16 protein-coding genes are annotated in these 25,609 nt (G+C 60.3%); 8 read left to right on the top strand and 8 right to left on the bottom strand.

The features are described from left to right. Positions 1 to 115 precede the first annotated feature (115 nt). The 6 genes from WMO46_RS06625 to nagB all read left to right on the top strand — a co-directional run bounded on the left by WMO46_RS06625 (position 116) and on the right by nagB (position 7,048). Complete coding sequence (locus WMO46_RS06625) at positions 116 to 1,222, top strand: ROK family protein (protein ID WP_019149856.1); 1,107 nt, start codon at positions 116 to 118, stop codon at positions 1,220 to 1,222. 161 nt (positions 1,223 to 1,383) lie between these two features. Further along, entirely contained in the window at positions 1,384 to 2,349 is a 966-nt protein-coding gene (locus tag WMO46_RS06630; RefSeq protein WP_349094040.1) for a type I phosphomannose isomerase catalytic subunit, read from the top strand. 157 nt (positions 2,350 to 2,506) lie between these two features. Further along, positions 2,507 to 3,604, top strand: coding sequence for a phosphotransferase enzyme family protein (locus WMO46_RS06635; protein WP_278963341.1), 1,098 nt, complete (start codon positions 2,507 to 2,509; stop codon positions 3,602 to 3,604). A gap of 3 nt (positions 3,605 to 3,607) precedes the next feature. Further along, positions 3,608 to 4,255 carry a carbohydrate-binding family 9-like protein gene (locus WMO46_RS06640; protein ID WP_278819565.1) on the top strand — a complete coding sequence of 216 codons (648 nt, stop codon included), beginning with the start codon at positions 3,608 to 3,610 and terminating at the stop codon, positions 4,253 to 4,255. 23 nt (positions 4,256 to 4,278) lie between these two features. After that, the gene (locus WMO46_RS06645; protein WP_019149852.1) at positions 4,279 to 6,228 is read left to right on the top strand and encodes a 6-phosphogluconolactonase; all 1,950 of its coding nucleotides are present in this window, start codon (positions 4,279 to 4,281) and stop codon (positions 6,226 to 6,228) included. Between the two features lie 19 nt (positions 6,229 to 6,247). Then, complete coding sequence (gene nagB, locus WMO46_RS06650) at positions 6,248 to 7,048, top strand: glucosamine-6-phosphate deaminase (protein ID WP_195497929.1); 801 nt, start codon at positions 6,248 to 6,250, stop codon at positions 7,046 to 7,048. Positions 7,049 to 7,117: 69 nt separating this feature from the next. Here the strand turns inward: nagB and WMO46_RS06655 are convergent, their stop codons facing one another. From WMO46_RS06655 to WMO46_RS06665, 3 genes are read right to left on the bottom strand one after another with little or no spacing between them, the layout of a single operon-like run. After that, positions 7,118 to 10,327, bottom strand: a complete 3,210-nt coding sequence (locus WMO46_RS06655) for a glycosyl hydrolase (protein WP_129650440.1) — start codon at positions 10,325 to 10,327, stop codon at positions 7,118 to 7,120. A gap of 12 nt (positions 10,328 to 10,339) precedes the next feature. Then, positions 10,340 to 11,494, bottom strand: coding sequence for a lactaldehyde reductase (fucO, locus tag WMO46_RS06660; RefSeq protein ID WP_129650441.1), 1,155 nt, complete (start codon positions 11,492 to 11,494; stop codon positions 10,340 to 10,342). 21 nt (positions 11,495 to 11,515) lie between these two features. Further along, on the bottom strand, positions 11,516 to 13,291 hold the full coding sequence (locus WMO46_RS06665; protein WP_349094106.1) for an alpha-L-rhamnosidase-related protein: 1,776 nt from the start codon (positions 13,289 to 13,291) through the stop codon (positions 11,516 to 11,518). A 355-nt stretch (positions 13,292 to 13,646) separates the two neighbouring features. Between WMO46_RS06665 and WMO46_RS06670 the strand changes: the two genes are divergently transcribed. After that, the gene (locus WMO46_RS06670; protein WP_129650442.1) at positions 13,647 to 14,672 is read left to right on the top strand and encodes a LacI family DNA-binding transcriptional regulator; all 1,026 of its coding nucleotides are present in this window, start codon (positions 13,647 to 13,649) and stop codon (positions 14,670 to 14,672) included. Between the two features lie 74 nt (positions 14,673 to 14,746). Further along, entirely contained in the window at positions 14,747 to 15,913 is a 1,167-nt protein-coding gene (locus WMO46_RS06675) for an MFS transporter (protein WP_349094041.1), read from the top strand. 116 nt (positions 15,914 to 16,029) lie between these two features. Here WMO46_RS06675 and WMO46_RS06680 read toward each other — a convergent pair whose 3' ends face one another. From WMO46_RS06680 to WMO46_RS06700, 5 genes are all read right to left on the bottom strand, one after another. Next, positions 16,030 to 17,307, bottom strand: coding sequence for a hypothetical protein (locus WMO46_RS06680; protein WP_242493086.1), 1,278 nt, complete (start codon positions 17,305 to 17,307; stop codon positions 16,030 to 16,032). A 96-nt stretch (positions 17,308 to 17,403) separates the two neighbouring features. Continuing rightward, a complete protein-coding gene (locus WMO46_RS06685; RefSeq protein WP_227901053.1) occupies positions 17,404 to 18,621 on the bottom strand; it encodes a hypothetical protein in 1,218 nt (405 codons plus the stop codon). Between the two features lie 43 nt (positions 18,622 to 18,664). Continuing rightward, positions 18,665 to 20,623, bottom strand: coding sequence for a RagB/SusD family nutrient uptake outer membrane protein (locus tag WMO46_RS06690; RefSeq protein ID WP_302986507.1), 1,959 nt, complete (start codon positions 20,621 to 20,623; stop codon positions 18,665 to 18,667). Between the two features lie 20 nt (positions 20,624 to 20,643). Beyond that, positions 20,644 to 23,715, bottom strand: a complete 3,072-nt coding sequence (locus tag WMO46_RS06695; RefSeq protein WP_349094042.1) for a SusC/RagA family TonB-linked outer membrane protein — start codon at positions 23,713 to 23,715, stop codon at positions 20,644 to 20,646. Between the two features lie 19 nt (positions 23,716 to 23,734). Further along, complete coding sequence (locus WMO46_RS06700; RefSeq protein WP_026076342.1) at positions 23,735 to 25,591, bottom strand: RagB/SusD family nutrient uptake outer membrane protein; 1,857 nt, start codon at positions 25,589 to 25,591, stop codon at positions 23,735 to 23,737. Positions 25,592 to 25,609: the final 18 nt, after the last annotated feature.

Here is a 25,609-nt window from a genome sequence, read left to right on the forward strand (position 1 = left end):
ATTGCGATTCTGCATTTCAACAACTTACATTATTACGCCCCGTTCCCCCGCTTTATCCGATTTTCTTCGTATATTTGTAAATTGAAACACCGACATCCAAACCAAACTGCTCAATATGTACAGCCATGACAACCGGGTGGTGATCACCCTCGACGCCGGCGGCACGAACCTCGTGTTCGGAGCCATGCAGGCCAACCGATTCATCGTGGAGCCCATCACCCTGCCTTCGCATGCCGAAGACCTCGACAAATGCCTTGCGACGATGGTCGAAGGGTTCCGGGCCGTCATCAGCCGTCTTTCGGAAAAACCCGTGGCCATCTCGTTCGCATTCCCCGGACCGGCCGACTACCCCAACGGCATCATCGGGGGCTATCTGCCCAACTTCCCATCGTTCCGCGACGGCGTGGCGCTGGGTCCGTTCCTCGAAGCGACGTTCGGCATCCCGGTCTTCATCAACAACGACGGCGACCTGTTCGCCTACGGCGAGGCGCTGGGCGGAGCCCTGCCTCAGGTCAACGCCCGGCTCGAAGCGCTGAACAGCCCCAAACGCTACAAGAATCTGGTGGGCTACACCTTCGGCACGGGCTTCGGCGTGGGTATCGTGGTCGATAACCGCCTCAACCGCGGCGACAACTCGTGCGTCGAAACCTTCTGCCTGCGCCACAAGAAGATGCCGGAGATCATCGTCGAGGAGGGCGTGGCCGTGCGCGCCGTGAAGCGCGTCTACGGCGAGCTGTCGGGCGATCCGAATCACGGACTGGAACCCAAGGACATCTGCGACATCGCCGACGGCAAACGCCCGGGCAACGTCGAGGCGGCCCGGCAGGCTTTCGCCGAGATGGGCGAGATCGCCGGCGACGCCATGGCCACGGCCGTGACGCTGATAGACGGACTGATCGTCATCGGCGGCGGCATCACCGCAGCCCGCAAATGGATCATGCCGAGCCTGCTGAAAGAACTCCGCTCGAAGATGCACACCCTCTCGGGCGACGAACTGAACCGCGTGCAGATGAAGGTCTATGACCTGGACGACGACGCGGAGTTCCGGGAGTTCGCCAAAGGCAGCATGCAGCCCCTGAAGGTCTACGGCACGGACCGCTATGTGGCCTACGACCCGCAGAAACGCATCGGCGTCACAATTTCGAAGCTCGGCGCCAGCCAGGCCATCTCGGTCGGAGCGTACGCCTTCGCCCTGAGCCAGCTGGACGCACAAAACGCATAAACAGCCGGCCCCGAACTGAACCGGAACCAACGGAATCAGCCGTTATCCAAGTCCCCTCCGAGGAGGGGGGGGGATTAGGGGAGGGTCAGACTTGTAAACGATGCCAGAGGCGGCGAATACAGCCGGCTGATACGAACGAACGTTATAAAATATAGGACAACATGTATAAGTTTCAACCGATTCTGAAATCGCTGATCTGGGGCGGCGACAAGATAGCCCCTTACAAACAGATCGAGACCTCGCAGCAGCAGGTCGGCGAGAGCTGGGAGCTCTCGGGCGTAAAAGGCAACGAATCCGTCGTCGCCGAAGGCCCCGAGGCCGGAACCCCGCTGCCCGAACTGATCGCCCGCCACGGAGCCGGATTGCTGGGCGCGAAGAATTTCGAACGCTTCGGCGAGGAGTTCCCGCTGCTCATCAAGTTCATCGACGCCCGGCAGGACCTCTCGATCCAGGTTCACCCCAACGACGAACTGGCCTGGGAGCGCCACCAGTCCAAGGGCAAAACCGAGATGTGGTACGTCGTGGCCGCCGACAAGGGGGCGCACCTCCGCTCGGGATTCTCGAAGCAGGTGACGCCCGCCGAATACGCCGCCAGCGTGGCCGACAACACCATCACCGACATCCTCGCCGACTACCAGATCCATCCGGGCGACGTTTTCTTCCTGCCGGCGGGCCGCGTGCATTCGATCGGCGCCGGAGCCTTCATCGCCGAGATCCAGCAGACTTCGAACATCACCTACCGCATCTACGACTTCAACCGCCGCGATGCCGACGGCAACACCCGCGAACTGCACACCGAACTGGCGAAGGAGGCCATCGACTACACCGTGCTGCCCGACTACCGGACGCACTACACCCCGGCACAGAACAGCCGCGTGGAGCTGGTTTCGTGCCCTTATTTCACCACGTCACTGTTGGACCTGACCGCCCCCGAGACGCTGGAGCTCGCCGACCTCGACTCGTTCGTCGTGGCCATCTGCATCGAGGGCCGCGGCACGATCGCCGACGACAACGGCGAAACGCTTCCCGTACATCAGGGCGAGACGGTGCTGATCCCCGCTTCGGCCCGGTCGCTCGCGTTCACGCCCGACGGCGCGATGAAACTGCTGACGAGCTGGATCGCATGACCCGCATCCGGAATTCGGCACGATCAAATAACACAATCCCCGAAAGCCTGCCTTTCTTCGGAAAGCGCAAGCTTTTTCGCGGCCGCGGGTTGCAAATCTGCGTTCTTTTCAGTAACTTTGGGGGTTGCAACCAGAACCTAACCATCCAAACCACCGTATGCAGGCAGAATTACAGAAAATCGCGTCTCAGTTCGTCCTGGAGGGCGCTGTCACGGCAATCGACTCGCTGGGCGAGGGTTTTATCAACGACACCTTCATCATCCGCACGGAAGACGGCGCGCCGGACTACATCCTCCAGCGGAAGAATAAGAACATCTTCCCCGACGTTCCGGCCATGATGGAGAACATCCGCAAGGTCACGGATCACATCCGCCGCGGCGTCGTGGCCGAGGGAGGCGATCCCCGGCGCGAAGTGATGACGATCGTCCCGACCCACGACGGCAAATACTATTTCGTGGATTCGCAGGGCGACTACTGGGCCGTATCGGTCTTCATCGGCGACACGACTGCCTACAACAAGGCGGACTCCCCGGAGCTGGCCCGCAAGGGCGGCGAGGGCATCGGCAAGTTCCAGGCCCAGCTGGCGGACTTCACCGAGCCGCTGGCTGAGACGATCAAAGGTTTTCACAACATCCGCCACCGTTTCGTGCAGTGGGACGAGGCCCTATGCCGCGACGCCGCAGGGCGCGTGAAGGATCTGACGGAGGAGATCGGCTGGATCGAGTCGCGGCGCGGCGAGATGCTCGGGTTCTGGTCGAAGGTCGAGGACGGCACGATCCCCACGCGGGTGACGCACAACGATACGAAGATCAACAACATCCTCTTCGACAAGAAGGGCGGGGTGCTGTGCGCCATCGACCTCGACACGGTGATGAACTCCACGTCGCTGAACGACTTCGGCGACGCCATCCGCTCCTACGCCAACACGGGCGAGGAGGACGACCGCGATCTTTCGCGCGTGGGCATGTCGCTCGACATGTTCCGCGCATACACCGAGGGCTATCTCTCGCAGCGGGCGAAACAGCTGACCGCGCCGGAGATCGACAACCTGGCGTTCTCGGCGCGCTATATCACCTACGAACAGGTCCTGCGCTTCCTGATGGACTACATCGACGGCGACACCTATTATAAGATCAAATACCCCGGACACAACCTCGTGCGCACGCACGCCCAATACGAACTGCTCCGCAGCATGGAGAAGCAGTACGGCACGATGTGTGAGATCGTACGGGAGACGGTGGCCAAATACAGATAAACCATGAAAATTCGCAAAATCGCAGGCGTTTCGCCCGACGACCGGGCAGCCGTGGAGCGGGCTTTCGCGGAGATAGAACCGCAGCCCGTCGCATGTTGCAACTGGCCCGCGGAATTTCCGTATGCCCCGGAGGTGTCGTTCCGCATGTTCCACACGGGCGACCTGCTAATGCTGCGCTTCGACGTGGCGGAGAGCTACACGGCGGCGCTGGTCACCGAGGACAACGGACAAGTGTGGACCGATTCGTGCGTGGAGTTCTTCATCGCCCCCGGCGGCGGATTGTATTACAATTTCGAGACCACCTGCATCGGCCGGATGCTCCTCTCGGGACGCAAGTCGCGGACCGAGGACGTGCAGCCCGCCCCGGCGGAGGTGCTGGCGAGTGTGAAGCGCTTCACCACGTACCCCTTCGGCGAACCGTTCGCCGAGCGCGAGGGCGACAACCGCTGGTCGCTGACGCTGGCCATCCCCCCGCAGGCGCTTTTCCGCCATGCGTTGACGGACTGGAGCGGTCTCGAAGCCCGGATGAACCTCTACAAGTGCGGCGACAAGCTCTCGCACCCCCACTTCCTGTCGTGGAGGCCCATACGGACGGAGAACCCCGACTTCCACCGCCCCGAGTTTTTCGAAGCGGTGACGTTTGAAAAGTAGCAAAGACTAAACAATATCAAACCATGAACAACAAGTATTCCCTGCCCAAAGACGGAGGGCTGATCGCCGAATCGGTTCCCCGCGACATCATCCACCGCTACGAGAAAATTCTCACACGGGTCTATGAGAACGAATACGAAGGCGTGCAGTACGTCGCCGACAACATCGTCAAGGCGATCCGCACGTACAACGAACTCCACTGCTCGAACGAGGTCTACGAAGAGTCGCAGCCGTTCGTGCTGGGTCTCACGACGGGGCGCACCCCGCTGGGTCTCTACCGCGAACTGGTGAAGCGCCACGAGGAGGGACAGATCAGTTTCCGCAACGTCGCGGTGTACAGCCTCGACGAGTTCTACCCGATCAAATCGACCGAACAGCAGAGCCGCAACTACCGCATCCACGAGGAGTTCCTCAACCACATCGACATCCTGCCCGAGAACGTGCACATTCCCGACGGCACGATGCCCGAGGACAAGGTTTCGGAGTACTGCGCGTCGTACGACCATTCGGTGCGCCGCATCGACCTGATGATCATCGGCGTGGGCGAGGACGGACAGATCGGCTTCAACGAACCGGGCTCCTACTCGCGTTCGCGCACGCGGCTGGTGCAGCTCACCTACAACACCCGCAAGATCCAGTCGGGAGCCTTCTTCGGGCTGGAGAACACCCCCAAGATGGCGATCACGATGGGCATCGACACGATCATGCGCGCCGACCGCATCATCCTGATGGCCTGGGGCGAGGAGAAGGCCCACATCGTGCAGAGGGTCGTCGAGGGCGAGATCACGGGACAGGTTCCCGCCTCGTACCTGCAAGCGCACTCGAATATCGAGGTGGTAATCGACGAGAACGCCGCACAGCTCCTCACCCGCGAGCAGACGCCGTGGCTGGTGGGTCCCTGCGACTGGACGCCGAAATTCGTCCGCAAGGCCGTGGTATGGCTCTGCGGCGTGGTTCAGAAGCCGATTCTGAAACTCACCTACAAGGACTACATCGAAAACTCGCTGGGCGAGCTGCTCGAACAGGGCCGCACCTTCGACCAGATCAACATCGACGTTTTCAACGACCTCCAGCACACCATCTCGGGATGGCCGGGCGGCAAGCCCAATGCCGACGACTCGACGCGCCCCGTCCCCTCGACGCCGTTCCCCAAGCGGGTGGTGATCTTCTCGCCCCACCCCGACGACGACGTGATCTCGATGGGCGGTACGTTCATCCGCCTCGTCCAGCAGGGCCACGACGTCCACGTCGCCTACGAGACCTCGGGCAACGTGGCCGTGCATGACGACGTTGTGCTGCAAAATATCGACACCGCCCGCGAACTGGGCTTCGGCAACCACTACACCGAGGTCGAGAAGGTCATCGCCACCAAGAAGAAAGGCGAACCCGAACCGCGTGCGCTGCTCGATCTGAAGGGCGCCATCCGCCGCGCCGAAGCGCGCGCCGCCGTGCGCTCGTTCGGTCTGAACCCCGACACCAACGCCCACTTCCTCAACCTGCCGTTCTACGAGACGGGCGGCATCAAGAAGGGACTGCTCACGGAGAAGGACATCGACATCATCGTCAAGCTGCTGCGCGAGATCAAGCCCCACCAGATCTACGCCGCCGGCGACCTGGCCGACCCCCACGGCACGCACCGCACCTGCATGGAGGCCGTGTTGGGCGCGCTGGAAGTCGTGAAGGACGACGAATGGCTGAAAGAGTGCCATCTGTGGCTCTACCGCGGCGCATGGATGGAGTGGGACCTCGGCATGGTGGACATGGCCGTGCCCCTGTCGCCCGACGAGCTGATCATGAAACGCCACGCCATCTACCGCCACCTCTCGCAGAAGGACATCATGCCCTTCCCGGGCAGCGACCCCCGCGAGTTCTGGCAGCGGGCCGAAGAGCGCACGCAGAACACCGCGCAGCTCTACGACCGGCTCGGCATGGCCGAGTATCAAGCCATCGAGGTCTTCGTAAAAATGTTCTAACCCCAAACCGTTTACAACCATGCGCTTAATCATCGAAAATACGCCGCAGCAGGTCGCCCAGTGGGCCGCCGACTACATCATCCGGCAGATCAAGGCCAAGGAGCAGGTGACCAAGTCGCCGTTCGTACTGGGCCTCCCGACGGGTTCGACCCCGCTGGAAACCTACAAGGAGCTGATCCGCCGCCACAAGGCCGGTGAGGTGTCGTTCAGGAATGTCATCACGTTCAACATGGACGAGTACGTGGGGCTTCCCGAGGAGCATCCCGAAAGCTACCATTCGTTCATGTGGAACAACTTCTTCAAGCACATCGACATCGAGCCCGAGAACGTCAACATCCTCGACGGCAACGCCGAGGACCTGACGAAGGAGTGCGCCGACTACGAAGCCCGCATCGTCGAGGCCGGGGGCATCGACCTCTTCATGGGCGGCGTCGGCGAGGACGGCCACATCGCCTTCAACGAGCCCTTCTCGTCACTCAACTCGCGCACGCGCATCAAGACCCTGACGCAGGACACGATCCAGGTCAACGCCCGTTTCTTCGGCGGCGACACGACCCTCGTACCGAAGACCGCGCTGACGGTCGGCGTGGGCACGGTGCTGTCGGCCAAAAAGGTGCTGATCCTCGCCACGGGGCACAAGAAAGCCCGCGCGGTGCGCCACGGCGTCGAAGGCTCGTACAACCATCAGTGGACCATCTCGGCGCTGCAAGTGCATCCCAACGGCATCCTCGTGTGCGACGATCCGGCCGCCGAGGAGTTGCGCGTAGCCACCTACCGTTACTTCAAGGACATCGAGCGGGAGAACCTGATCTCGAAATAGGGACGACACCGCGATACGAAAACTCCCGCACTCTTGAACGAGTGCGGGAGTTTCGTTTGCAGACGAGTTTTACAGCGCGACCCGTTGCAGCGTCACGGGACCGATCAGCCCCGACTCCTGCAACGGGGATTCGGGCGTATAGGGATTGTAAGGCGTCCACGTGCGGCGTTCCGCCTCGGGCAGGCAGCTGTCGCTGACAAGACGGTTGACCCATGTGTTGACGACTTCGATCTCGAGTTCGTTCCTGCCCTCGCGGAGCAGGTCCGTCACGTCCACCCGGTACGGGGGCGTCCAGACACCTCCGGCATCGGCGCCGTTGACGCGGACTTTGGCCATCACCCCGACGCGGTTCAGATCGAGCAGGATACGGCCGCCACCGTCGGCGGGCTTTTCGAAGGTCGTCGAATAGGTCGCCGTACCGGAGAATCCGCGCAGACGCTCGTCGGCGCTCTGCGACCAGTCGCCGAGCGTATCGGTTGCAAGGGTGAAATTCCCTACCCCGTCGGGCGCTTCGAAGCGCACCTGCCAGGCGCCGTCCACCGCGGCGACCGGCTCCGGACGCGGGAAATTCGCATCGACCGTGAATTCCGCAGCGGATTCCGCCGCCGGTTTACGGAAAACCACAAAGCCGCTTTCCAGCGGTTCGAGACGCATCGGAATCTCCGTCACAGCCCCCTCGGCACACCAGGCCGGAAGGTCGCGCACGGCTCCCGTCACGGGCTGCCACCACTCGGGACGGCGGTCCGCAACACGGAACGACGCCGTGAATTCGACCGGCTCCTCCGACTGGTTCGACACGAAATAGATCTCGGCGCCGTCCGTCGTCCGGTGTCCGAACAGCAGCGGCAGCGATGCGTCATGCCCGAAGTCGGGCACAAGGCCGATCGCGTCGAAAACCTCCTCCATCGAACAACCGTCGAAGACCATGCCCTTGCCGAAACGGTTGACGTGTTTCCCCTGTTCGGGTCCCCACAGCTCGGCGGCCATCGCCTGCACGCGGCCGTCGGCCTCCGGATAACCCGCAAGGCTCGGGGAGCGCATCGGGGCGGGTCCCAGCACCACGGCACCGTCGTGCACGAGCTGCATCACCCGCTCCAGCACCTCGGGACGCATCGTCTCCTGCCGCGGCAGCACCAGCACGCGGTATTGCGTGCCGTGGGGAAGCGTCAGCAGGCCGTCGCGCACCGTAGCGTCACGGCACAGCACCTCGGCGTTGATGTAATCGAACTGGTAGCCCGCCGGCAGCGCCGGGTCGCACACGCCCGTCATCTTCGGCACGTTCTCACCGATGAAATAGGCCGCATCGGCCACGTTCAGCCCCTGTTGGAGCATGAAGTTACAGCGTTTGAGATAGGTGATGAAGAGGTCCAGTTGGTCGAACCACGTGTTGTTGCGGTTGAACTCGTTGCCGAAGAAGGCGTTCATACCGGGTTTCGGGCCGTCGGCCGCCTGCGAAATGTAGACATGCAACAGCGTGTTGTTGATGCCCTCCGAGAAGAAGCGGTCGCCGCGCTGCTTCATCCGGTAGGGATGGCGCGCATAGGGCGAAAAAGCCGCCGTGAACGATTCGGCCGAAACCTTATTCTTGCCGTAAATATGGGCGCAGGAGGATGCGGCACGGTTCTCGATATTGCCCAGCTCGCCCTCGCTCCAGTACTCCCCGGCCACCTCGTCCGACTGGCCGCCGTACTGCAAAAACTCGCCCGGGAAGCCCCAGTGTCCGTAATTTTCGAGCCATGTGGTGAAACCGTCGCGGTGAGCCAGTTCCCGCAGGGCGCCGATATGGTCGTACGACAGCCGGTCGGCCATCATCCGCCGCAAGTCCCACAGGAAACGGTCCGAACGGTCGCGGTCGCCGATCGTCAGGCCGCTGAACACGGGCAGGTAGGGATGCGCGTCGTAGCCGTAACGGGCCTCGAACGCCTCGAAAAAATCGTCGCCGAAGTTCTGGCCGCCCTTCTCGTAACTGTCGGCCACGATGACTTTCCACGACTTGCGGTCGGCGGCGGGAATGCGACGGCACAGCTCCCCGACGAAAGCGTCGTAATGCTTCGCCAGATGCGCAGGGCTCCATTTGTCCACCTCCAACCCTGCTCCGTCCTCCAAGGCGGGACCGTTCATCACCCCGGTCGGCACCATGCCCGTGCGCAGGATCATCCAACGTCCGGCAGGAGCCTCCCAGCGAAGACGGTCACCGGCGAGACAATCGCTGATGTCAACGACCGATTCAGGTGCGACGGCGGCCGTCGTATCCTTCGCGGCGGGCTGGCGATCCCACATATAGTCGTCCCAGTAAGGCAGCGGCGTCTGGTGCATCTTGGCCAGCGATTTTTCGGAATAACGTTCCACGAGCGGCAGGGCCGAAAATTCCACCTCGGCCAGACCGCCGTTCGCCGAAGCGCCGCTCACCACCAGCCGGAAAACGTCGGCTTCGGTCGGCTCGCAGGCGATCGTAACGGGGGCGTAGGGATCGAATCCCACCTCCGGGGAGGGATTCGTGCGGTCGATGACGAAGCGGCGCAGTACGGTCGTACGACCGTCTTTTACCGCCTGCAACTCCGCGGCAGCGGCAAAAGGCATATGGGCCGGATAGATTCGTACCGACCGGAGTGTAAAATCCTTAACAGGTTTCGCCTCCACCACCGCATCACGTCCCGGCACACACTCCAGCGCCGTCGCAGGATCGCCGTCGAACGCCTTTGCGGCGCCCGCGGAACCGCTCACACGGGCCGATGACGCGTCGAGTTTCAGCACGCCTTCGGGAAGCGGCACGGCAACGGTCCTCACGTCGGTGAAGTCGGGCGAAGGGGCCGGAAGCACGACCTCCACCACCCGTCCGCCTTCGACCTCGGCGGAAACCGTGGCCAGGCAGCGCATCGCCTCTTCGGGTTCGATCCACGGTCCTCCCGCCTGGCTCCAGCCCGGGCAGTTGAACACGCCAATGTCGATCCCCAGTTCCGTAGCCTTCTTCAAGGCTGTGTGCATGACCTCATACCACTCCTCGGTGAAAAGTTTCACGGGGCCCCGGGGAGTCCCCTCCGCTTCAGGAAGCCCGATATTGCCGATGAAAGCGCGGTCGATACCGATACGCTTCATCGACTCGAGGTCGGCGACAACGCCATCCTTCGAGACGTTGCCCGAGATCCAATACCAATAGACCGATGTCTGAATACCGGCCGAGGAGGGATCGTGAAATCCCTCCTCCAAGCCCTGCGGCCCGTCGCAGGCCGCCAGAAGCATCGAGCACGCCGCAAGGGCGCACAAGCGTATGTTCTTCATAAGCCCTACGGGTTAAAAGGCTTTGCGGTAAAGCGCCTCGATCTCGGCGACCGACGTGTCGCGCGGATTGCCGCCCGTGCAAACGTCGTTGAAAGCCGCCACGGAGAGCGCCGGGATGTCGGCCTCCTTCACGCCGATCTCGTGCAGCCGCTGGGGAATGCCGATGCTCAGCGAGAGGTCGCGGACAGCCTTCACGGCAGCGGCGACGTCCTCTTCGACGCTCATTCCGGCCGTATCGACACCCATAGCACGGGCGATGTCGCGGTATTTCGGAGCGGCGGCCGACTCGGCGTTGTACTCCATCACATAGGGCAGCAGCAGGGCGTTGGCGACGCCGTGGGGCGTGTCGTAGAAAGCTCCCAGCGGGTGCGCCATCGAATGCACGATGCCGAGCCCCACGTTCGAGAAGCCCATGCCGGCGATGTACTGCGCCACGGACATCCCCTCGCGCGCCGCAGCGTTCTTGCCGTCATCGACGGCGGCTTTGAGATGTTGCGCGATCAGCTCGATGGCCTTCAGTTCGAACATGTCGGACATCGTCCACGCACCTTTGGTAATATAGCCCTCGATGGCGTGGGTCAGGGCGTCCATGCCCGTCGCGGCGGTCAGCCCCTTGGGCATCGAATACATCAGTTCGGGATCGACGATGGCCACCGACGGAATGTCGTTGGGATCGACGCAGACCATCTTCTTGCGGGCCTCCTCGTCGATGATGACGTAGTTGATCGTCACCTCGGCGGCGGTTCCGGCGGTGGTCGGCAGCGCAAAGGTCGGCACGGCGCGGCGGTGTGTGTCGGCAGGCCCTTCGAGCGACTTCACGTCGGCGAATTCGGGGTTGTTGGTCACGATGCCGACGCCCTTGGCCGTGTCGATGACCGAACCGCCGCCCAGCGCCACGATGAAGTCGGCACCCGAAGCCTCGAAGGCGGCTACGCCGTGCTGCACGTTGGCGATGGTCGGATTGGCCTTCACGTCGGTGAAAATTTCATAGGGAATGCCGGCTCCGCGGAACACCTCCTCGATCTTGGAGGCCACGCCGAAGCGGACGAGGTCGGCATCCGTCACGAAGAAGGCTTTTTTGTAGCCGCGGCGGCGCGCCTCGTCGGCGATCATCGAACGGCATCCGGCGCCGAAATAGGAGATTTCATTCAATACGATACGTTGCATAATCGAATCTGTTTAAGTTGGTTATCCGTTGTGTTTCACAAGTTCCGTTTTCACGCCGCGCGGAGCCTCGACGCGGCTTTTCACCGTTCCGTCCGGGACCTTTTCGTGGCGGATCTTCACCGCGCCGTAAGGCGTCGGGAAAGTCCCTTCGACCCATTCCAGGTCGCCCAAATGAGGGTCGATGCGCAGGCGGCGGCAGCCGGGCTCCACGACCTCGACGCCCAACACGTACTCCGTGAGCCAAGCCGTCGGTCCCGACGCCCAGCCGTGACACAGGCTGTGGCGGAAGCCCTTATAGCAGTAGGCCCCGCATTCGCGGTGCAGATCGCGCATTCCGGTCGGAACCGGCTCGTCGATGCGGGCCGCCGGGAGCCACGCCATGTCGAAATCCTCCCAGAAAGTCGTGGCCCCGAGGTCGAGCATCGCGCCCCAGTACTCCCGGATGCGCTCCAAAGCCCCTTCGTAATTGCCCGCGGCGGCCATCGCCCGGAGCATATAGTAGCCATAGAAGGTCGAAAAGCCGTTCGAACCGCCTTTCGAAATGTAATCGCGGTCGGTCGCCACCGGATCGGCGAGCCCGGCCAACACCATCAGCGAACGCCCCTGCTTGGCCTCGCCGCCCTCCCCGATCGGACATTTCCGCATCAGCGCGGCCTTGGCACGGCACTCGGCGGCCAGCGCGGTGTCGCCCAGCGCCTCGCACAGCCCGGCCCCGGCGTCGAGGGCCAGGATCGTCAGCGACTGAAGACCCGCCGCCGTGCTCGCGGCATCGCCGCTCGACGGCCAGTCGAGAAAGCGCGTGCCGTCGAGCCGTTCGCGCCCGTCGGGACCGATCTTTTCGAAGAGCTGTCGCAGCAGGGCCGTCAGATAGGGACGCTGTTCAGCGAGGTAGGCCCGATCGCCGTGGTAGCGATACCAGTCGCTGTGGATGATGATCCACCACAACGAATAGGAACTGATGCCGTTCATCCATCCCGGCAGCGGCGTGGTGTCGCGGGCCAGGTCGAGGCTGCGCGGCACAACCTCGTTGTAGCCGAAAACCGAATTGACAGTCATAATCTCGGGATGCAGGTCCCCGACCCAGACCAGCCGGTCGCGCTTCACGCCGTCCCACAGGTACTCCTGCATACAGAGGTGGACGGTATAGGCGCCGGTCGCCCAGATGCGGTCGAGGCGTTCGTCGCTCGAACGGAACGATCCTATATAAGGTATGTCGCGGTATTGGAATACGGCTTCGACCTGTTTGAGATGCAGTTCGCGGTCATCGTCCAGCAAGTCGATGCGCGCGAAGCGGAAACCCGAATCGCCGCACTCCACGGCCCCGAGCCACGGCAGCGTGAGCGTGAAATCGCGCACGGCATGGTCGTTCGAAGCGCCGTTCGCGCCGTCGATGTCGCACATCGCCTCGCTGACCGATTCGCCGAAGCGGATGCGGACCCTCACGGGCCTGTTGTCCGCAGGCATGCCGGTCACGATACGCAGCCCGCCCTGCAACTCGCGGCCGAAGTCGAGCAACAACCCCGGACGGCGGCCGTCACGGCTGCGGAGCACGCAGATGCGGGCATTCTGCAAGTCGGCCTGCCCGTTGCCGGCTTCGAGCAGCAGGTCGCCGCCCGAGATCAGGTCGGCCTGCTCCTGCGCGACGATGCGCACGGGAGGCATATATCCATAGGTGCGAGAATCGAAGCGAACGGACGATCCGTCCCATGCCGGAGGCAGCTGGGGCCGGGCGGCGGAAACGGAGAGGGAAAAGCAGACGGAAAAGATCGGAACGGCCAGTTTCAGCAGCCGGGACATCGGGTCAGTCATCGTTTTTTGGCGTTTTTAGTGCCCCTCGGCCGGAACTTCGCCGGACACGTCGCGGAACGCATTCTCATTCCGCCTTTCTGAAACGAGAAAGTCAGCTTTTTTCCAACCTCGGGCATTTATACAAATATAGCGATTTATCGGAGCCCGAACTTTCGATTAATGACCTTAAAAGTGTTATTTCTGACACTCCGCACCCAGGTCGGAAAGGACCGACCCCCGGGGCACGAAAATCGACGGCAGGGCACCCGCCGGCGATAAGATTTTTTCACTATTTTCTATTTGTAAAATGCAGAAAAAATTTTATCTTTGTAAGAACATCCGTTTTCATTTATTCTGAACCGACGTGGGAGTATCGCTCAAAGACATAGCCGAAAAACTGAACCTGTCGAAAACGACCGTTTCGTGGGTGCTGTCCGGGCAAGGCAACAAAAAGGGAATCAGCGCGGAGACTCAGAACCGGGTCTTCGCCTGCGCACGGGAACTCGCATACGAACCCAACCTGCTGGCCCGGAGCCTCAACACCGGAATCTCGAAGACCATCGGACTGATCCTCCCCTCCATATCGGACAGTTTCTACGCCCACATCGCCCATCAGATCGAATCGGAAGCCGAAAAAGAGGGCTATTCGCTGATGATCGCCAGCTCGAACTCCGAGATCGAACGCGAGAATGCCATGATCCGCCTCTTCCGGTCGAAAAAGGTCGATGGCATGATCATCGCCCCCACCAAAATCTCGAAACGCGAAATCAGCCGCCTCGTGGAGAGCCGCTACCCCGTGCTGCTGTTCGACCGCTATTTCCCCGAGATGCGCGTCAACTACGTCATCATCAACAACGAAGAGAGCAGCTACAAGCTGGTGCGACACCTGATCGACAAGGGCTTCCGCAAGATCGCCATCATCACCACCAACCCCCACCTGCTGACGATGGACATGCGCCGCGAAGGATACGCCAACGCCCTTTCCGACGCCCATATCCGCATCAACCCCGACCTCTACGGCGAAGTGACCTACGTCAACTATCAGGAGAACATTTACAGCACGATGGACCGTATTTTCAGCGCCGTGCCCGACGTGGATGCGTTCTTCTTCACCACGCACATCCTCGCCATCGAGGCCCTGCGCTATTTCTACGACCGCGGCATCGACATCAACGACGGAAACTGGGGGCTGGCCTGCATGCACGAGGACTCGCTCTTCCGCGTACTGGCTCCCAAGATGAACATCGCCCATTTCCCGATCGAGGAGATCGGCAGCAACGCCGTGCGGATACTCCTGAACCAAATCCGCCAGTCCAACGATCCCGAAGCGGGCGAATACGTACCCGAATCGAAGGTGCTCCCCTGCCGGATGGAATTCAGGGACCAATGAGCCCCTTTTTTTGCCCGTTTAACTTAAACGATTAAGTAAATAATCGCAATACAAATCACCCAAAAAACAGACAAATGAACAAGGAAATTTCACTGCGCAAGATCCTCCCCGTGATGTTCGGATTCTTCATCATGGGCTTCGTGGACATCGTCGGCGTCTCGACGAGCTACGTCAAGAACGACTTTGCGGGCATGAACGACACGATGGTCAACCTCATCTCGCTCTCCTGCTTCCTCTGGTTCTTCCTGCTCTCGATCCCCACGGGCATGCTGATGAACCGCATCGGCCGCAAAAAGACCGTGCTGCTGAGCTTCGCCCTGCACGTAGCGGCGATGATCGTCCCGCTCGCGGCCTACGACTTCACCGCCGTACTGATCGCGTTCGCCCTGATCGGCATCGGCAACACACTGTTGCAGGTGTCGCTCAACCCGTTGGTGACCAACGTCATCGCCGGAGACAAACTTACCGGAACGCTGACCCTCGGACAGTTCGTGAAAGCTGTCAGTTCGTTCCTCGGCCCGATCATCGCGGCCGCCGTGACGGGCAGCTTCCTCGGCTGGAAGATGATCTTTCCGATCTACGCTGCCATCTCGCTGCTGGCCCTCGTCTGGCTGTGGCTGACCCCGATTGCCGAACAAAAGGTCGCCAGCGCCGACATCTCGATCGGGCATACCTTCTCGCTGCTCAAAGACAAATACATCGTGGCCTTCTTCATCGGCATCCTCGTCCTGGTAGGCGTTGACGTGGGCATGGGCATCACCTTCCCCAAACTGCTGATGGAGCGTTGCAACCTGCCGCTCACGGACGCCGGCATGGGCAACAGCGTCTACTTCTTCGCACGCACGGTAGGCGCATTCCTCGGAGGTATTCTGCTGATGAAGCTCCCCGAACGCAAATTCTTCACGGCCAGCGTCTTCGTCGCACTGGCAGGTCTCGCAGGCATGATCTTCCTCCACGGGCTCTGGGCCATACTGGCTTGCGTGGCCATATTCGGAATCGGTTACGCCAACCTTTTCTCGATCATCTTCTCGATCTCGATGCAGCGCGTTCCCGAGCGGGCAAACGAGGTTTCGGCCCTGCTGATCGTCGGCGTGGCGGGCGGCGCCGTCATTCCCCCGGTGCTGGGCGTCATCACCGACGCCTTCGGGTCGCAAGGTGTCGCCATCATCGCACTGAGCGTCGTATGGCTCTATCTGGTTTTCCTCATCGGCGCAATCAATGCCCATTCGAAGAAAGCCTGACGCCGGGAATTCCCCCGACAACGTTAAACGGGTGCATCCGCTGGATGCACCCGTTTTTGCTTCATAAAAACTCCCGCACCTTTCGGTACGAGAGTCGTTAAGATAAATGCTGCGGATTATTTGTTGCCCGGAGCTTCGTTTTTGTCCGTGTAGGGATCGTCCACCTGCCATTTATTCGCGGGCGAACCGTCCCCGTTCTTATTCGCATTGACAAGCGCATCGGGCATCTCCTCGGCGGAAGGAACGGTGCCCAGCAACTCGTCGCGGTGAGGATCGATCGTCGAATAGACCTTGATCGTCGCGCCGCGCTCTTTCCAAGCCTTGTAGATCGGCGTCCAGGCACCCTCCAACGTATGCTCGTAGAGGAAGTGCGAGTCGATCAGAATCGTAGCGTTATCGGCCACATTGAAACCCTGATTAGCATTGTTCCAGACCATCGCCATCTCCCCGACTTTCGTCGGCTTATCCGCATAGGTTCCGGACTGGTTGCGGCGGATGTCGAGGTAGGTCACGGCCGAATTGGGGGCGTCGATCCCGCCGCCGGTTTCGAAGTTGCTGATCTCCAGCCACCTGAGCCAATCGCAGTTATGTACGTCCACATGGGTCAGTTTGGGACTGTCGTAAGTCCGGATACGATAGGCATAGGGAGGGCCGACGAATTTTTCGAGGCTGTTCGCCCGTTCGCAGAAAAACTCGATGCCCTTGGCCTCCCATTTCGAAAGGTCGATCTCCTTGATATTGGGCATGCCCCATGCCGGAACCAAACCGGTAACGTTCTTGAAAAGTTCGATGCCTTCGAGCGAAGTGGCGGCGCAATCGCTGATGTCGAGGGCATATCCCTTGCCGTTATCCGTCATCGTCGCGGCGTTGTTGACATCGAGCAGACCGAGCGGAGAAAACACCACATTCGGATTACGGTTCGCATCGGCCAGCACGCTGCGCAGGGCCACATCGGGGATATACCCCTCTTCAACGCTCGGAAGCGTGAAAGTGATGTCGCCCGAGATCGCCATTCTGTCGAAGCCCGGACGGTCGAGATAAACCTTCACCGTCTTGTCGAGGTAGTTGGCCCCGACGTTCACACCGAACGAAATGCGGGAGGACCTGATCGTCAGCACGTCGGCCGGGATGCGTTCATAGACGGCTTCCCCGTCTTTGTCGTAACCGATGTAAACATAATCCTGTTCGGAATCGAATCCCGAACCCGTAATCTCGATCGCATCGGCGATACCGGCCTTTACGGCACCTTTCACGTCACTGGTAATTTCCACCGGGATTTCGGGGCCCCCGGGTTTCCCGGGTTCTCCCGGTCCATCCGAATCGTCATCGCCGCAGGCGGCGAACATCGTCCCGGCCAACAGGGACAGCGCGAAAAATTTGAATGCTGATTTCATTTCAGTAATTGTTAGATTGGTTTTTGTTATCCGTTCATATTCGAAACCGGTACGGGCCCCCTTTCAGGGAGTCGCCGCACCGGTTTGAAAAAGGAATCACTCGGTCTCCGAAGGAACCCACCCGTTGGGTCCCGTCAGCGTCAGCGCGCCACTGTCGTCCTTGTACATCGGAACGGTACCCAGCTTCTTGCTGATGTCCTTCGACGAATAAACGTCGATCGTCGCACCGCGCGTCCAGGCGTTGTAGACACCCTTAAAGCTGCCATTATCGCCAGCCTGGCGTTTCTCCGTGATAAATGCGTAATCGACCAGAATGTGAACATTGTCCGGAAGCTGCATGACGGCGCCCGACTCGAAAACCGTATACTGGTTATCGCCGTCACAATACTCATGAGGTTCTTTTTCCTTGTCCTTGAACGTCCCGGTATGTTCGCGGCGAATGTCGAACGTCTCGATAGCGGGGTCGCCATAGCACTGCAAATTGTGCATCCACTTGTTGAGATGCAGATCCACCGTCTTCAGCTTGGAGCAGTCGTAAATGTCCAGACGGGAGATCGTCGGGCCGGCAATCACCTCCTCCATGGCTCCGGAACGCTCCATCGTGACAAACAGATACTGGTCCGTTTTGAGCTTCGAAAAATCGGCCTTTACCAGACTGGAAGTCTCGTGGGCGATGATGCGGCCGCAATGCGTGAAAAGCTCGATGCCTTCGAGCGACGTAACGCCGCTCGCATAGAGATTGATCGTCTCGACCGCAGCGGCTCCGGCAACGTCGATCAGTCCGTAGGAATTGAAAAGCGGAGCGATTTCGGGATTCCCCTGCTGCGGGTGGGTTGACATCAGCGTAGCCCGGAAATAAGGATCGGGGATGTAACCCTCAGCAATGGTCGGCATCGTGAAGGTCAGATCCTTCGTCAGCTCCATCTTCGTCGCTTCCCGGTCGAGATACACCTTGAAAGTCTTGTCGAGGTAGCCGGCCGTGATAGGCACGCCGAACGAAATACGGCTCGACCTGATCGTCAGCAGATCGGTCGTGATGCGCTCGTATTTGATCTCACCGCCCTCGTTATAACCGATGTAAACCCAGTCCTGGTCGGGATCGAAGCCCGAACCCAGGATCTCAATCGCTCCGGCGAAACCGGCCTTTACCGATCCGCTCAGCATATTGTCAACGGTCACGCCGGGAATCGTTCCGGGTCCCTCGTTCCCGCCGCCGCCATTTCCGCCGCCGTTGTCATCGTCGTCCCCGCCGCAGGCGGTAAACATTGCGCCGGCCATCAGAGCCATTGCAAGAAATCTCAGTTTCCTTTTCATAATCATAGCTTTTTGGTTAAGGTTTATTATAATTGTCGTTATGTCAGTTCCATCCGTCGTTCTGCCAGTTTTCGCCCGTCAGACTGAGCATCTTGCGCACCTCGTCCAGACTGACGGGGTATTTGAGGAATTTGGAGGTATAGCTCTGGCGGTCGAACGAGAAACGGGTGTAGGTCTTCTGCCCGTTCGACTCCTCGATGCGCATACCCGTCACACGCCGGTCGGTCTTCGAGAGATCTCCCCCGGGCGCCGTCCAGCGGCGCACGTCGAAGAAGCGGTGCTCCTCGAAAGCCAGCTCCACACGGCGCTCGTTGCACAGCCGCAGCCAAAAGGCCTCGCCGTCGTCGGCCACTCCGGGCATCCCGACACGGGCTCGCACGGCATTGACCGCCTCACGGGCACTCATCGGCGTTCCGTAAGTATTGAGTTTCTCGACCGTTTCACCGTCATCCCCTTCCTCCATCTCCAGCACCTCGGTGGCCGGAGCCTGCCAGTCGGCGCCGTGGGCCCGGTAGGCAGCCTCGGCGAAATTGAGGTAGAGTTCGGCCAGACGGAACATCCGGATATAACCGTCCTTGTTGCCGCCGCTGGTGCTCGACTGGGCGTTGTTGAACTTACGCAGATAATAACCCGTGCAGGTGTTGCGCCGGCTGGACGGCGACAGCGACAGGCCGCAGTTGCCGCCGACGAAGGTCTCGACCTCGTACTCGCTGTTTTCGAGCTTCACCGTCACACCGTCGTAATAGATGGTCGCATAGAAACGCGGATCACGGTTCAGGTACATCTTGTCCGAGCAGTCCACATAGCCGAAGTCCCGGGCTTTCTGCGAAATGTTCGGCGAGCCGTCGGCATTGTAGGGATTCGCCAGGTCGAGCAGCGGCGTGGATTCGGAACCGTCATCGTTCAGGACCTCGTAGGCGTCCACCATCTCCTGCGTGGGACAGGCTCCGGCCGACACCTGTCCGTCATCGATCGGCATGCCTGCATACTGCCATACGAGGCTCTGCCTCTGAGCTCCGTAATTGGTGGGCTGATAGATCGTCTCGGTGTCCCAGCCTCCCGAACCGGGATAGGACGTAAGAAAGAACTTGTCGTAAGGTGTCAGGCCGGTCGCGGATTCGTCCGGAAAGGCCGTGGCGGCATCGAAAAGCGCAAGGCCGTGACCGGTGCAGAGGTCGAGCGCCTGCTTGGTGATTTCGGCGGCGCGTTCCCATGTGTATTTCTCAGTCCCGGCACAGTCGTCGGCCCACAGCGGGCTGGCAGCATAGAGCGCGGCCTGCGACTTGACAGTCCAAATGGCGGCGCGGCTCAGTTCGGGAAGGCCATAGCTCAACAACCGCTGCCGCCATTGCAGGGCTTCGTCCGCGGCAAGCGCCTTGTCGCACGACTCGATGATGAAATCGACGCATTGCGCGAAGCTGGCCCGCTTGTCCTTCGAATAGTCGTGGTCCTTGCCGAGCGACTCGCGCAGAACGGGAACGCCGCCCCAGCGTTTGATAAGCTGAAGATAACAGTAGGCGCGCAGGGCATAGGCCTGGGCGATCATCAGATCCTGCTGAGCCTTCTCATAGTCGGTTTCGAGGCTGGGGTCTTCCAGGTATTTCAGGGCTTCGTTGCAACTGAAAATACAGTTGAACAGCCCCGACCAGCGTTCCGTGCCCGAGTTTTCGTTGTTCCACCACAACGGCATGCCCGTAGCGGAAACACGCCCCCGGTACCAGTCGTAAACCGCCGACGACTGGGTGACCTCCTGCGCTTCGTCGCAGTAAGCTGCCATCATGTAGCCCCCGGCGGTGAATCCCGCCGCCGGACCCGTCTCGACAGGGACATAGAACGACGATTTCAGATGTTCGTAGGCACGAGCCAGCAGCTCGTAGATGCTGCGCATATCCCCGGCACGGTCGTCGAGCTCGCTGTCCATCTCCTTCTGGCAGCCGGCCCCCGCGAAGAGCAGCGCCGCTGCGGAAAGAGCCAATAAAAGGATATATTTCATTCTTTTCATAACGATTCGCTGTTATCGGATTAAAAATCGAGTTTCACGCCCAGGTTGATCACGCGCATCGGCGGCAGCTTGGTCATACTGCCCGTTTCGGGGTCGATCACCTTCGAGTCGAGGCCCGACACCGTGAAAAGGTTTTGCCCGCTCAACACGATCTTCAGCCGCTTGATGCCCGCATTGCGCATCAGGCGCGCCGGAAGCGTATAGGAGAGCGACGCATTTTTCAACCGCCAGAACGAACGGTCAACGATGTTGAAATCGCTGTCCTCGGAGCTGGTCGAAGCACTATTGTAGCTCAGGGCCGGATACTTGATCTCCTGCCCCGCGGCAAAGCGTTCGGGAGTCCAGGCCGCCTTGTGCAAGTCGTTGTAAACACCGCTGGCGTCGCGCTCCGTCTGATAGGCGACCGAACCGTAGTAACCCGTCACACCCTGGAACATCAGGTCCAGTTCGAGCCCTTTCCAGCTGAAACCGGCACGGATGGTCGTGAAACCGGTCGGGAGGGTACCCTTGCCAATGGGCGACAGGTCCTTCTCGTTGATCGCGCCGTCACCATTCACGTCCTTGTAAATAAGGTCGCCCTTGCGCGGTATTCCGATCCCGGAATACATCTTCGTATATTTCGCCAGCTCCTCGTCGGTCGAAATGTAGCCGCTGCCGTTGCTGCGATCGACCAGATAACCGAACTGCTGGCCCAGCGGGTAACCGTCCACCCGGTAGGAACAGGCATAGCCCTTGTATCCGCTGCCGTCGCCGGGATAAGGCATCTCGCCCGTATAGATCACCTCGTTTTTCGCATGGGTGTAGTTCACGCCGGCATGGATGCCCCAGCCCCGGCCGAGGTCCGTCGCATAGGAGACGCCCAGCTCGACACCGCGATTCTTCATCTTGCCCTCGTTGACCTTCTGGTAGTTGGCGACATAGATGCCCTGATAGGCCGGAATCCGGACACCGCCCTCGATAAGCATATTGTCGGTGCGGCGGCTGAAATAGTCGAACGTCAGGTTCAGCTTGTTCCAAAGCCCCAGATCGAGGCCGTAATTCTGGATCTTGTGGATCTCGGGTTCGAGATCGGGATTGCCCAGCAGACGGACATCACCGTTTTTCTTGATATAGTCCTCGTACATGTAGCGGTAGTTGCCCACCTCGAAATCGTCGAGAGCCACTTCGCCGTAGGAGGCGCGCACTTTCAACAGGCTCAGCCACTTCACATCGCGCAGGAACGCCTCGTTCGAAGCGACCCAGGCCGCCGAGAAAGACGGAACGAACGTGTAACGGTTGCTGCGGGAGAAAACGTCGGAAGCCGTCAGTCCGAACGTCGCGCCGACCACATAGCGGTCGTCGTAGGCATACGAAAGGTTCAGGCCCGTGTTGTGGTCGTCGTGCGGGAATCCCACGGCCGGGTAATCGGCATTCACGTCATCCAGCTGCTCGTTGGTGAAATACGTATAGAGATGAGCCTCCGCAGCGTGTTTGCCGAACGAGCGTTTGTAGTCCAGCTGGGCGATGTAGCTGATAGCATACTGGAACATGCCGGAGGCCCCGCCCGTCAGATTGGTGTTCAGATTGGAACCCAGCTGCACGAAATCCCCTTTCGTATAGTCGTAATAATAGCGGCTGAAATCCTGCGTCATGTAGTTATAACGATCGTTGCTCGACTGGAAGGCCAGTTTGCCCGTGACGCTCAGTCCGCGCGTGACGAAGTCGAGATCGACCGTAACGCCGGCATACGTCGAGGCGTACATACCCGTATATTTGGTGTATCCCGAACGGTTCAGGATGCCGTATGTCGGCACGGAGAGGGTCTCCATCGTCGTCACGCGGCCGTCCTCGGTCGTGGGGCCGATCATCGTCGGGGGCTGTTGGAAAATCGAACCGTAAATACTTTCGTTGGTATAGCTGTTCCCGGCCAGACGGTCGTTGCGCACATTGCCCGAAACACCGGCAAAGGCGCGGACGTGCTTGGAGATGTCCACGTCGATCTTCGCACGGAAGTTCACCCAAAAGCGGCGCGGAGCGGCCGCGTACTCGTCGGTCTCCTGCTTCAGAAGCGAAGTCTGGTTCATGAAGTTGATGTTCGACCAGACGCGCGTGCGCTGACTGCCACCGCTGAGGCTGACGCCCAGCCGCTCCATCGTACCGAAATTACGCACGAAATTATTATAATAATCGTTGTCGGGATAGAGCGGATCGTTGCCCGACCTGATCCGGGCCATCTGGTCGGCGGAGAAGGGAGCAGCCCCCATCGAGCCATCGTTCTCCCACGCCTGATTACGAAGCGAAGCGTACTCATAGGAAGAGGTCTTCTCGGGTTTGCGGGCGATCTGCTGCAAGGAGAAATCGGCCGTGACCCGCACGTCGAAGGTGCCGGGAAGCCCCGATTTGGTATTGATCACAATCACGCCGTTGGCGCCTTTCAGACCGTAGATGGCCGTGGCGGCAGCGTCTTTCAGGAGCACGATGTTGTCGATCTCGGCGGCCGTCAGGTATTCGATGTTATAATCCTGCATGACGATGCCGTCCACGACGAACAGCGGCTGCGTGCCCTGGGTCGAGGAGATTCCGCGGACATATTTGTATACGCCCGCATTGCCCGGGTCCGAAGAGTATTCGAGCGTTCCCAGTCCCAGGATCTGCCCTTCGAGCAACTGACTGAGACTTGCATTGGGCACGTCTTCGAGCTGTCTGCCCCGAATGGCCGAAACCGCTTCGCTGAGCGTTCCGCGGCGGCGGACCACGCCGTAACCGTAATCCAGCAAGTCGTCCTTGGACGACGCATCCGTGCGCATCGTCACCTTCATATCGGGCGACACGGGCAGCGAAACATTGCCGTAGCCTGCCGTACGGAAACAGAGGCTCGGAACATCCGTCCGCAGTTCGAAACGGCCGTACAGGTCGGTAGTTCCGAGTATTTTCCCGGCAGGATCGGTGATCTCCACCTGATAAAGCGGCTCGCCGGCAGCGTCCGTAACGGCCCCTTTGGCGCTCACGGCTCCGGCATCGGGAGTCCGGATCTCCTGCGCCGTCAGGACGCCGCACGGAAAGGCGACGAGGGCCGCGAGCAATAATACTGTATGTTTGATCTGTATTCTCATAATCGTTTCCTGTTAAAAATTACCACCCGGAATTCTGCCAGCGCTTGTTGGTCAGCGAATAGAGGTTGTTCGCCTCGGTTTCGGGGATCGGAAGCAGCACGTCGCGCGGCTGCGTACTGGCGTTCCGCAGGAGGTCTGTCCGGCGCTCATAAGTGTAGGTGTCGTCGGGATTCTTCGTGATCCACATGACGGTCAGCCTCTCGCAGGGAATCTTGAAATACTGCTGGTAGAGCTGCGAACCGGCGAAAGCCTCGGCCCAGCGGCGGACATCGAAATAGCGGCACTCCTCGTAGCAGAGCTCCACCATACGTTCGTGCCTTACCCGCAAGATCATCTCCGCCTGCGTCAGATCGTCCGGCAGGGCCGGCATGCCCACGCGGCTGCGGATGTCGTTCACCTGCGCCTTGGCAACGTCCAGCTCCCCGGCCTCGGCGGCGGCTTCGGCCAGATTGAGCTTGATCTCCGCCAGCCGGAAGAACTTCCAGGGTGCCGCATCGACCTTGTTGTCGGTAGCATCGACATCGGGCGCGATGTATTTCCGGTAATAGTAACCGGTGCGCGTAAAGCGGTTCTCGCTGGTGTCGTCGCTGACCCCGTTCTCGCCGCCGACAAAGGTTTCGACGGTACGCAGTTCCCCGCCCCACAGAATCTTATCGCCATTGCGGATGATGCAAGCCTCCATGCGCGGATCGCGGGGAGCCGCATAGGGATCGTCAGGATCATATCCCAGATCCAGCGCTTTCTGGTTGTAGTTGGGTGTCTTGGTGGCCGTATAGGGATTGGCAAGGTCCAGCAGCGGTTCGGCCACGGTTCCGTCGGCGTTCAGCACTTCATAGGCATCGACCATCTCCTGAGTCGGCACGACGCCGGCACGGGTCGTATTGTTAGGCCAGTTCAGAGCGCCGATATAATTGTGGTCGATGTAATTCTGCCGGCTGGTGGCCTGGTAGATCGTCTCCCGGTCATCGGCCGATGTCAGCGAAATCGACGTGAACAGCTCCTTGTAGGCTGCCGCCTTGCCCGTATAGAGCCGGGGATTGGAAACAGACGTTTTGAGCGAATAACCGTTGGATTCGAGCGCCTCCACGGCCTGCTGATTCACCTGGAAAGCCGTTTTCCAATGCGACGCCTTCTGGTCGGCGGAATAATCCTCGCTGTGTACCGGGCTGGCGGCGAACAGGTAAGCCTTCGACTTGATGCACCATGCCAGCGCCTTGGTCATACGCTTGACATCGGAGGGGTTGTCGATCCGCCACGGCAGTTCGTTCGTATCGATGGCGGCCGTGCACTCGGCGTCGATCAGTTCGGCGAGCTCCCAGACGGTACGCTTTTTCAGCGTCGAGTAGTCGTAATCGTCGGGATAGCCGTTCGGTTCATAGGCGAAAGCTCCGAACCATTTGAGCATTTCCAGCATATAATAGGCGCGCAGCACGTGCGCCTCGGCGCGCCAGCGGGCACGCTCGCTCTCGGAATTGACACCCGCCTTGTCGATGTATTGCAGGAAAGTCGTGCAATACCGCAACTGCAACATGTAAGCGCTGTAATAGTTCTCATCATCGCTGTAGTCGCGTACCGGATGCGAAGAGGCCGTGCCGCCGCTCGTGTACATCTTGGCGGGAATGGCGTCGTTGATCGTTCCCGAAACCAGGTAGCCTTCGTCCGAAAGCGCTGTCGGAGCGTTGCAGACCCAATAATAGGAGGTACCCTTCGTCGGAAGTTTGCTGTAACAGGTATTCAGGTAAGCGGCCGTCTTGTCGTGGTCGGCGAAGATCTGGTCGAGCGTCTCGCGGCCGTCCGGCGTAGTGTCGAGAAGCGAACACCCCTGACCCGCGAAAGCCGCCAGCAACACAGCACCGACATATCGTATGATTTTCATAATCGCTGAGATTTTGAG

This window comes from Alistipes intestinihominis (assembly GCF_040095975.1).
Taxonomy (GTDB): domain Bacteria; phylum Bacteroidota; class Bacteroidia; order Bacteroidales; family Rikenellaceae; genus Alistipes; species Alistipes senegalensis.

Bases quoted from the DNA above. Each gene is read 5' to 3' on its own strand.
- WMO46_RS06680 (WP_242493086.1), bottom strand. From the start codon at position 17,307: ATGAAATCAGCATTCAAATTTTTCGCGCTGTCCCTGTTGGCCGGGACG.
- fucO (WP_129650441.1), bottom strand. From the start codon at position 11,494: ATGCAACGTATCGTATTGAATGAAATCTCCTATTTCGGCGCCGGATGC.
- WMO46_RS06645 (WP_019149852.1), top strand. From the start codon at position 4,279: ATGAACAACAAGTATTCCCTGCCCAAAGACGGAGGGCTGATCGCCGAA.
- WMO46_RS06635 (WP_278963341.1), top strand. From the start codon at position 2,507: ATGCAGGCAGAATTACAGAAAATCGCGTCTCAGTTCGTCCTGGAGGGC.
- WMO46_RS06700 (WP_026076342.1), bottom strand. From the start codon at position 25,591: ATGAAAATCATACGATATGTCGGTGCTGTGTTGCTGGCGGCTTTCGCG.
- WMO46_RS06625 (WP_019149856.1), top strand. From the start codon at position 116: ATGTACAGCCATGACAACCGGGTGGTGATCACCCTCGACGCCGGCGGC.
- WMO46_RS06665 (WP_349094106.1), bottom strand. From the start codon at position 13,291: ATGTCCCGGCTGCTGAAACTGGCCGTTCCGATCTTTTCCGTCTGCTTT.
- WMO46_RS06655 (WP_129650440.1), bottom strand. From the start codon at position 10,327: ATGAAGAACATACGCTTGTGCGCCCTTGCGGCGTGCTCGATGCTTCTG.
- WMO46_RS06675 (WP_349094041.1), top strand. From the start codon at position 14,747: ATGAACAAGGAAATTTCACTGCGCAAGATCCTCCCCGTGATGTTCGGA.
- WMO46_RS06640 (WP_278819565.1), top strand. From the start codon at position 3,608: ATGAAAATTCGCAAAATCGCAGGCGTTTCGCCCGACGACCGGGCAGCC.
- WMO46_RS06685 (WP_227901053.1), bottom strand. From the start codon at position 18,621: ATGAAAAGGAAACTGAGATTTCTTGCAATGGCTCTGATGGCCGGCGCA.
- WMO46_RS06630 (WP_349094040.1), top strand. From the start codon at position 1,384: ATGTATAAGTTTCAACCGATTCTGAAATCGCTGATCTGGGGCGGCGAC.
- WMO46_RS06690 (WP_302986507.1), bottom strand. From the start codon at position 20,623: ATGAAAAGAATGAAATATATCCTTTTATTGGCTCTTTCCGCAGCGGCG.
- nagB (WP_195497929.1), top strand. From the start codon at position 6,248: ATGCGCTTAATCATCGAAAATACGCCGCAGCAGGTCGCCCAGTGGGCC.
- WMO46_RS06695 (WP_349094042.1), bottom strand. From the start codon at position 23,715: ATGAGAATACAGATCAAACATACAGTATTATTGCTCGCGGCCCTCGTC.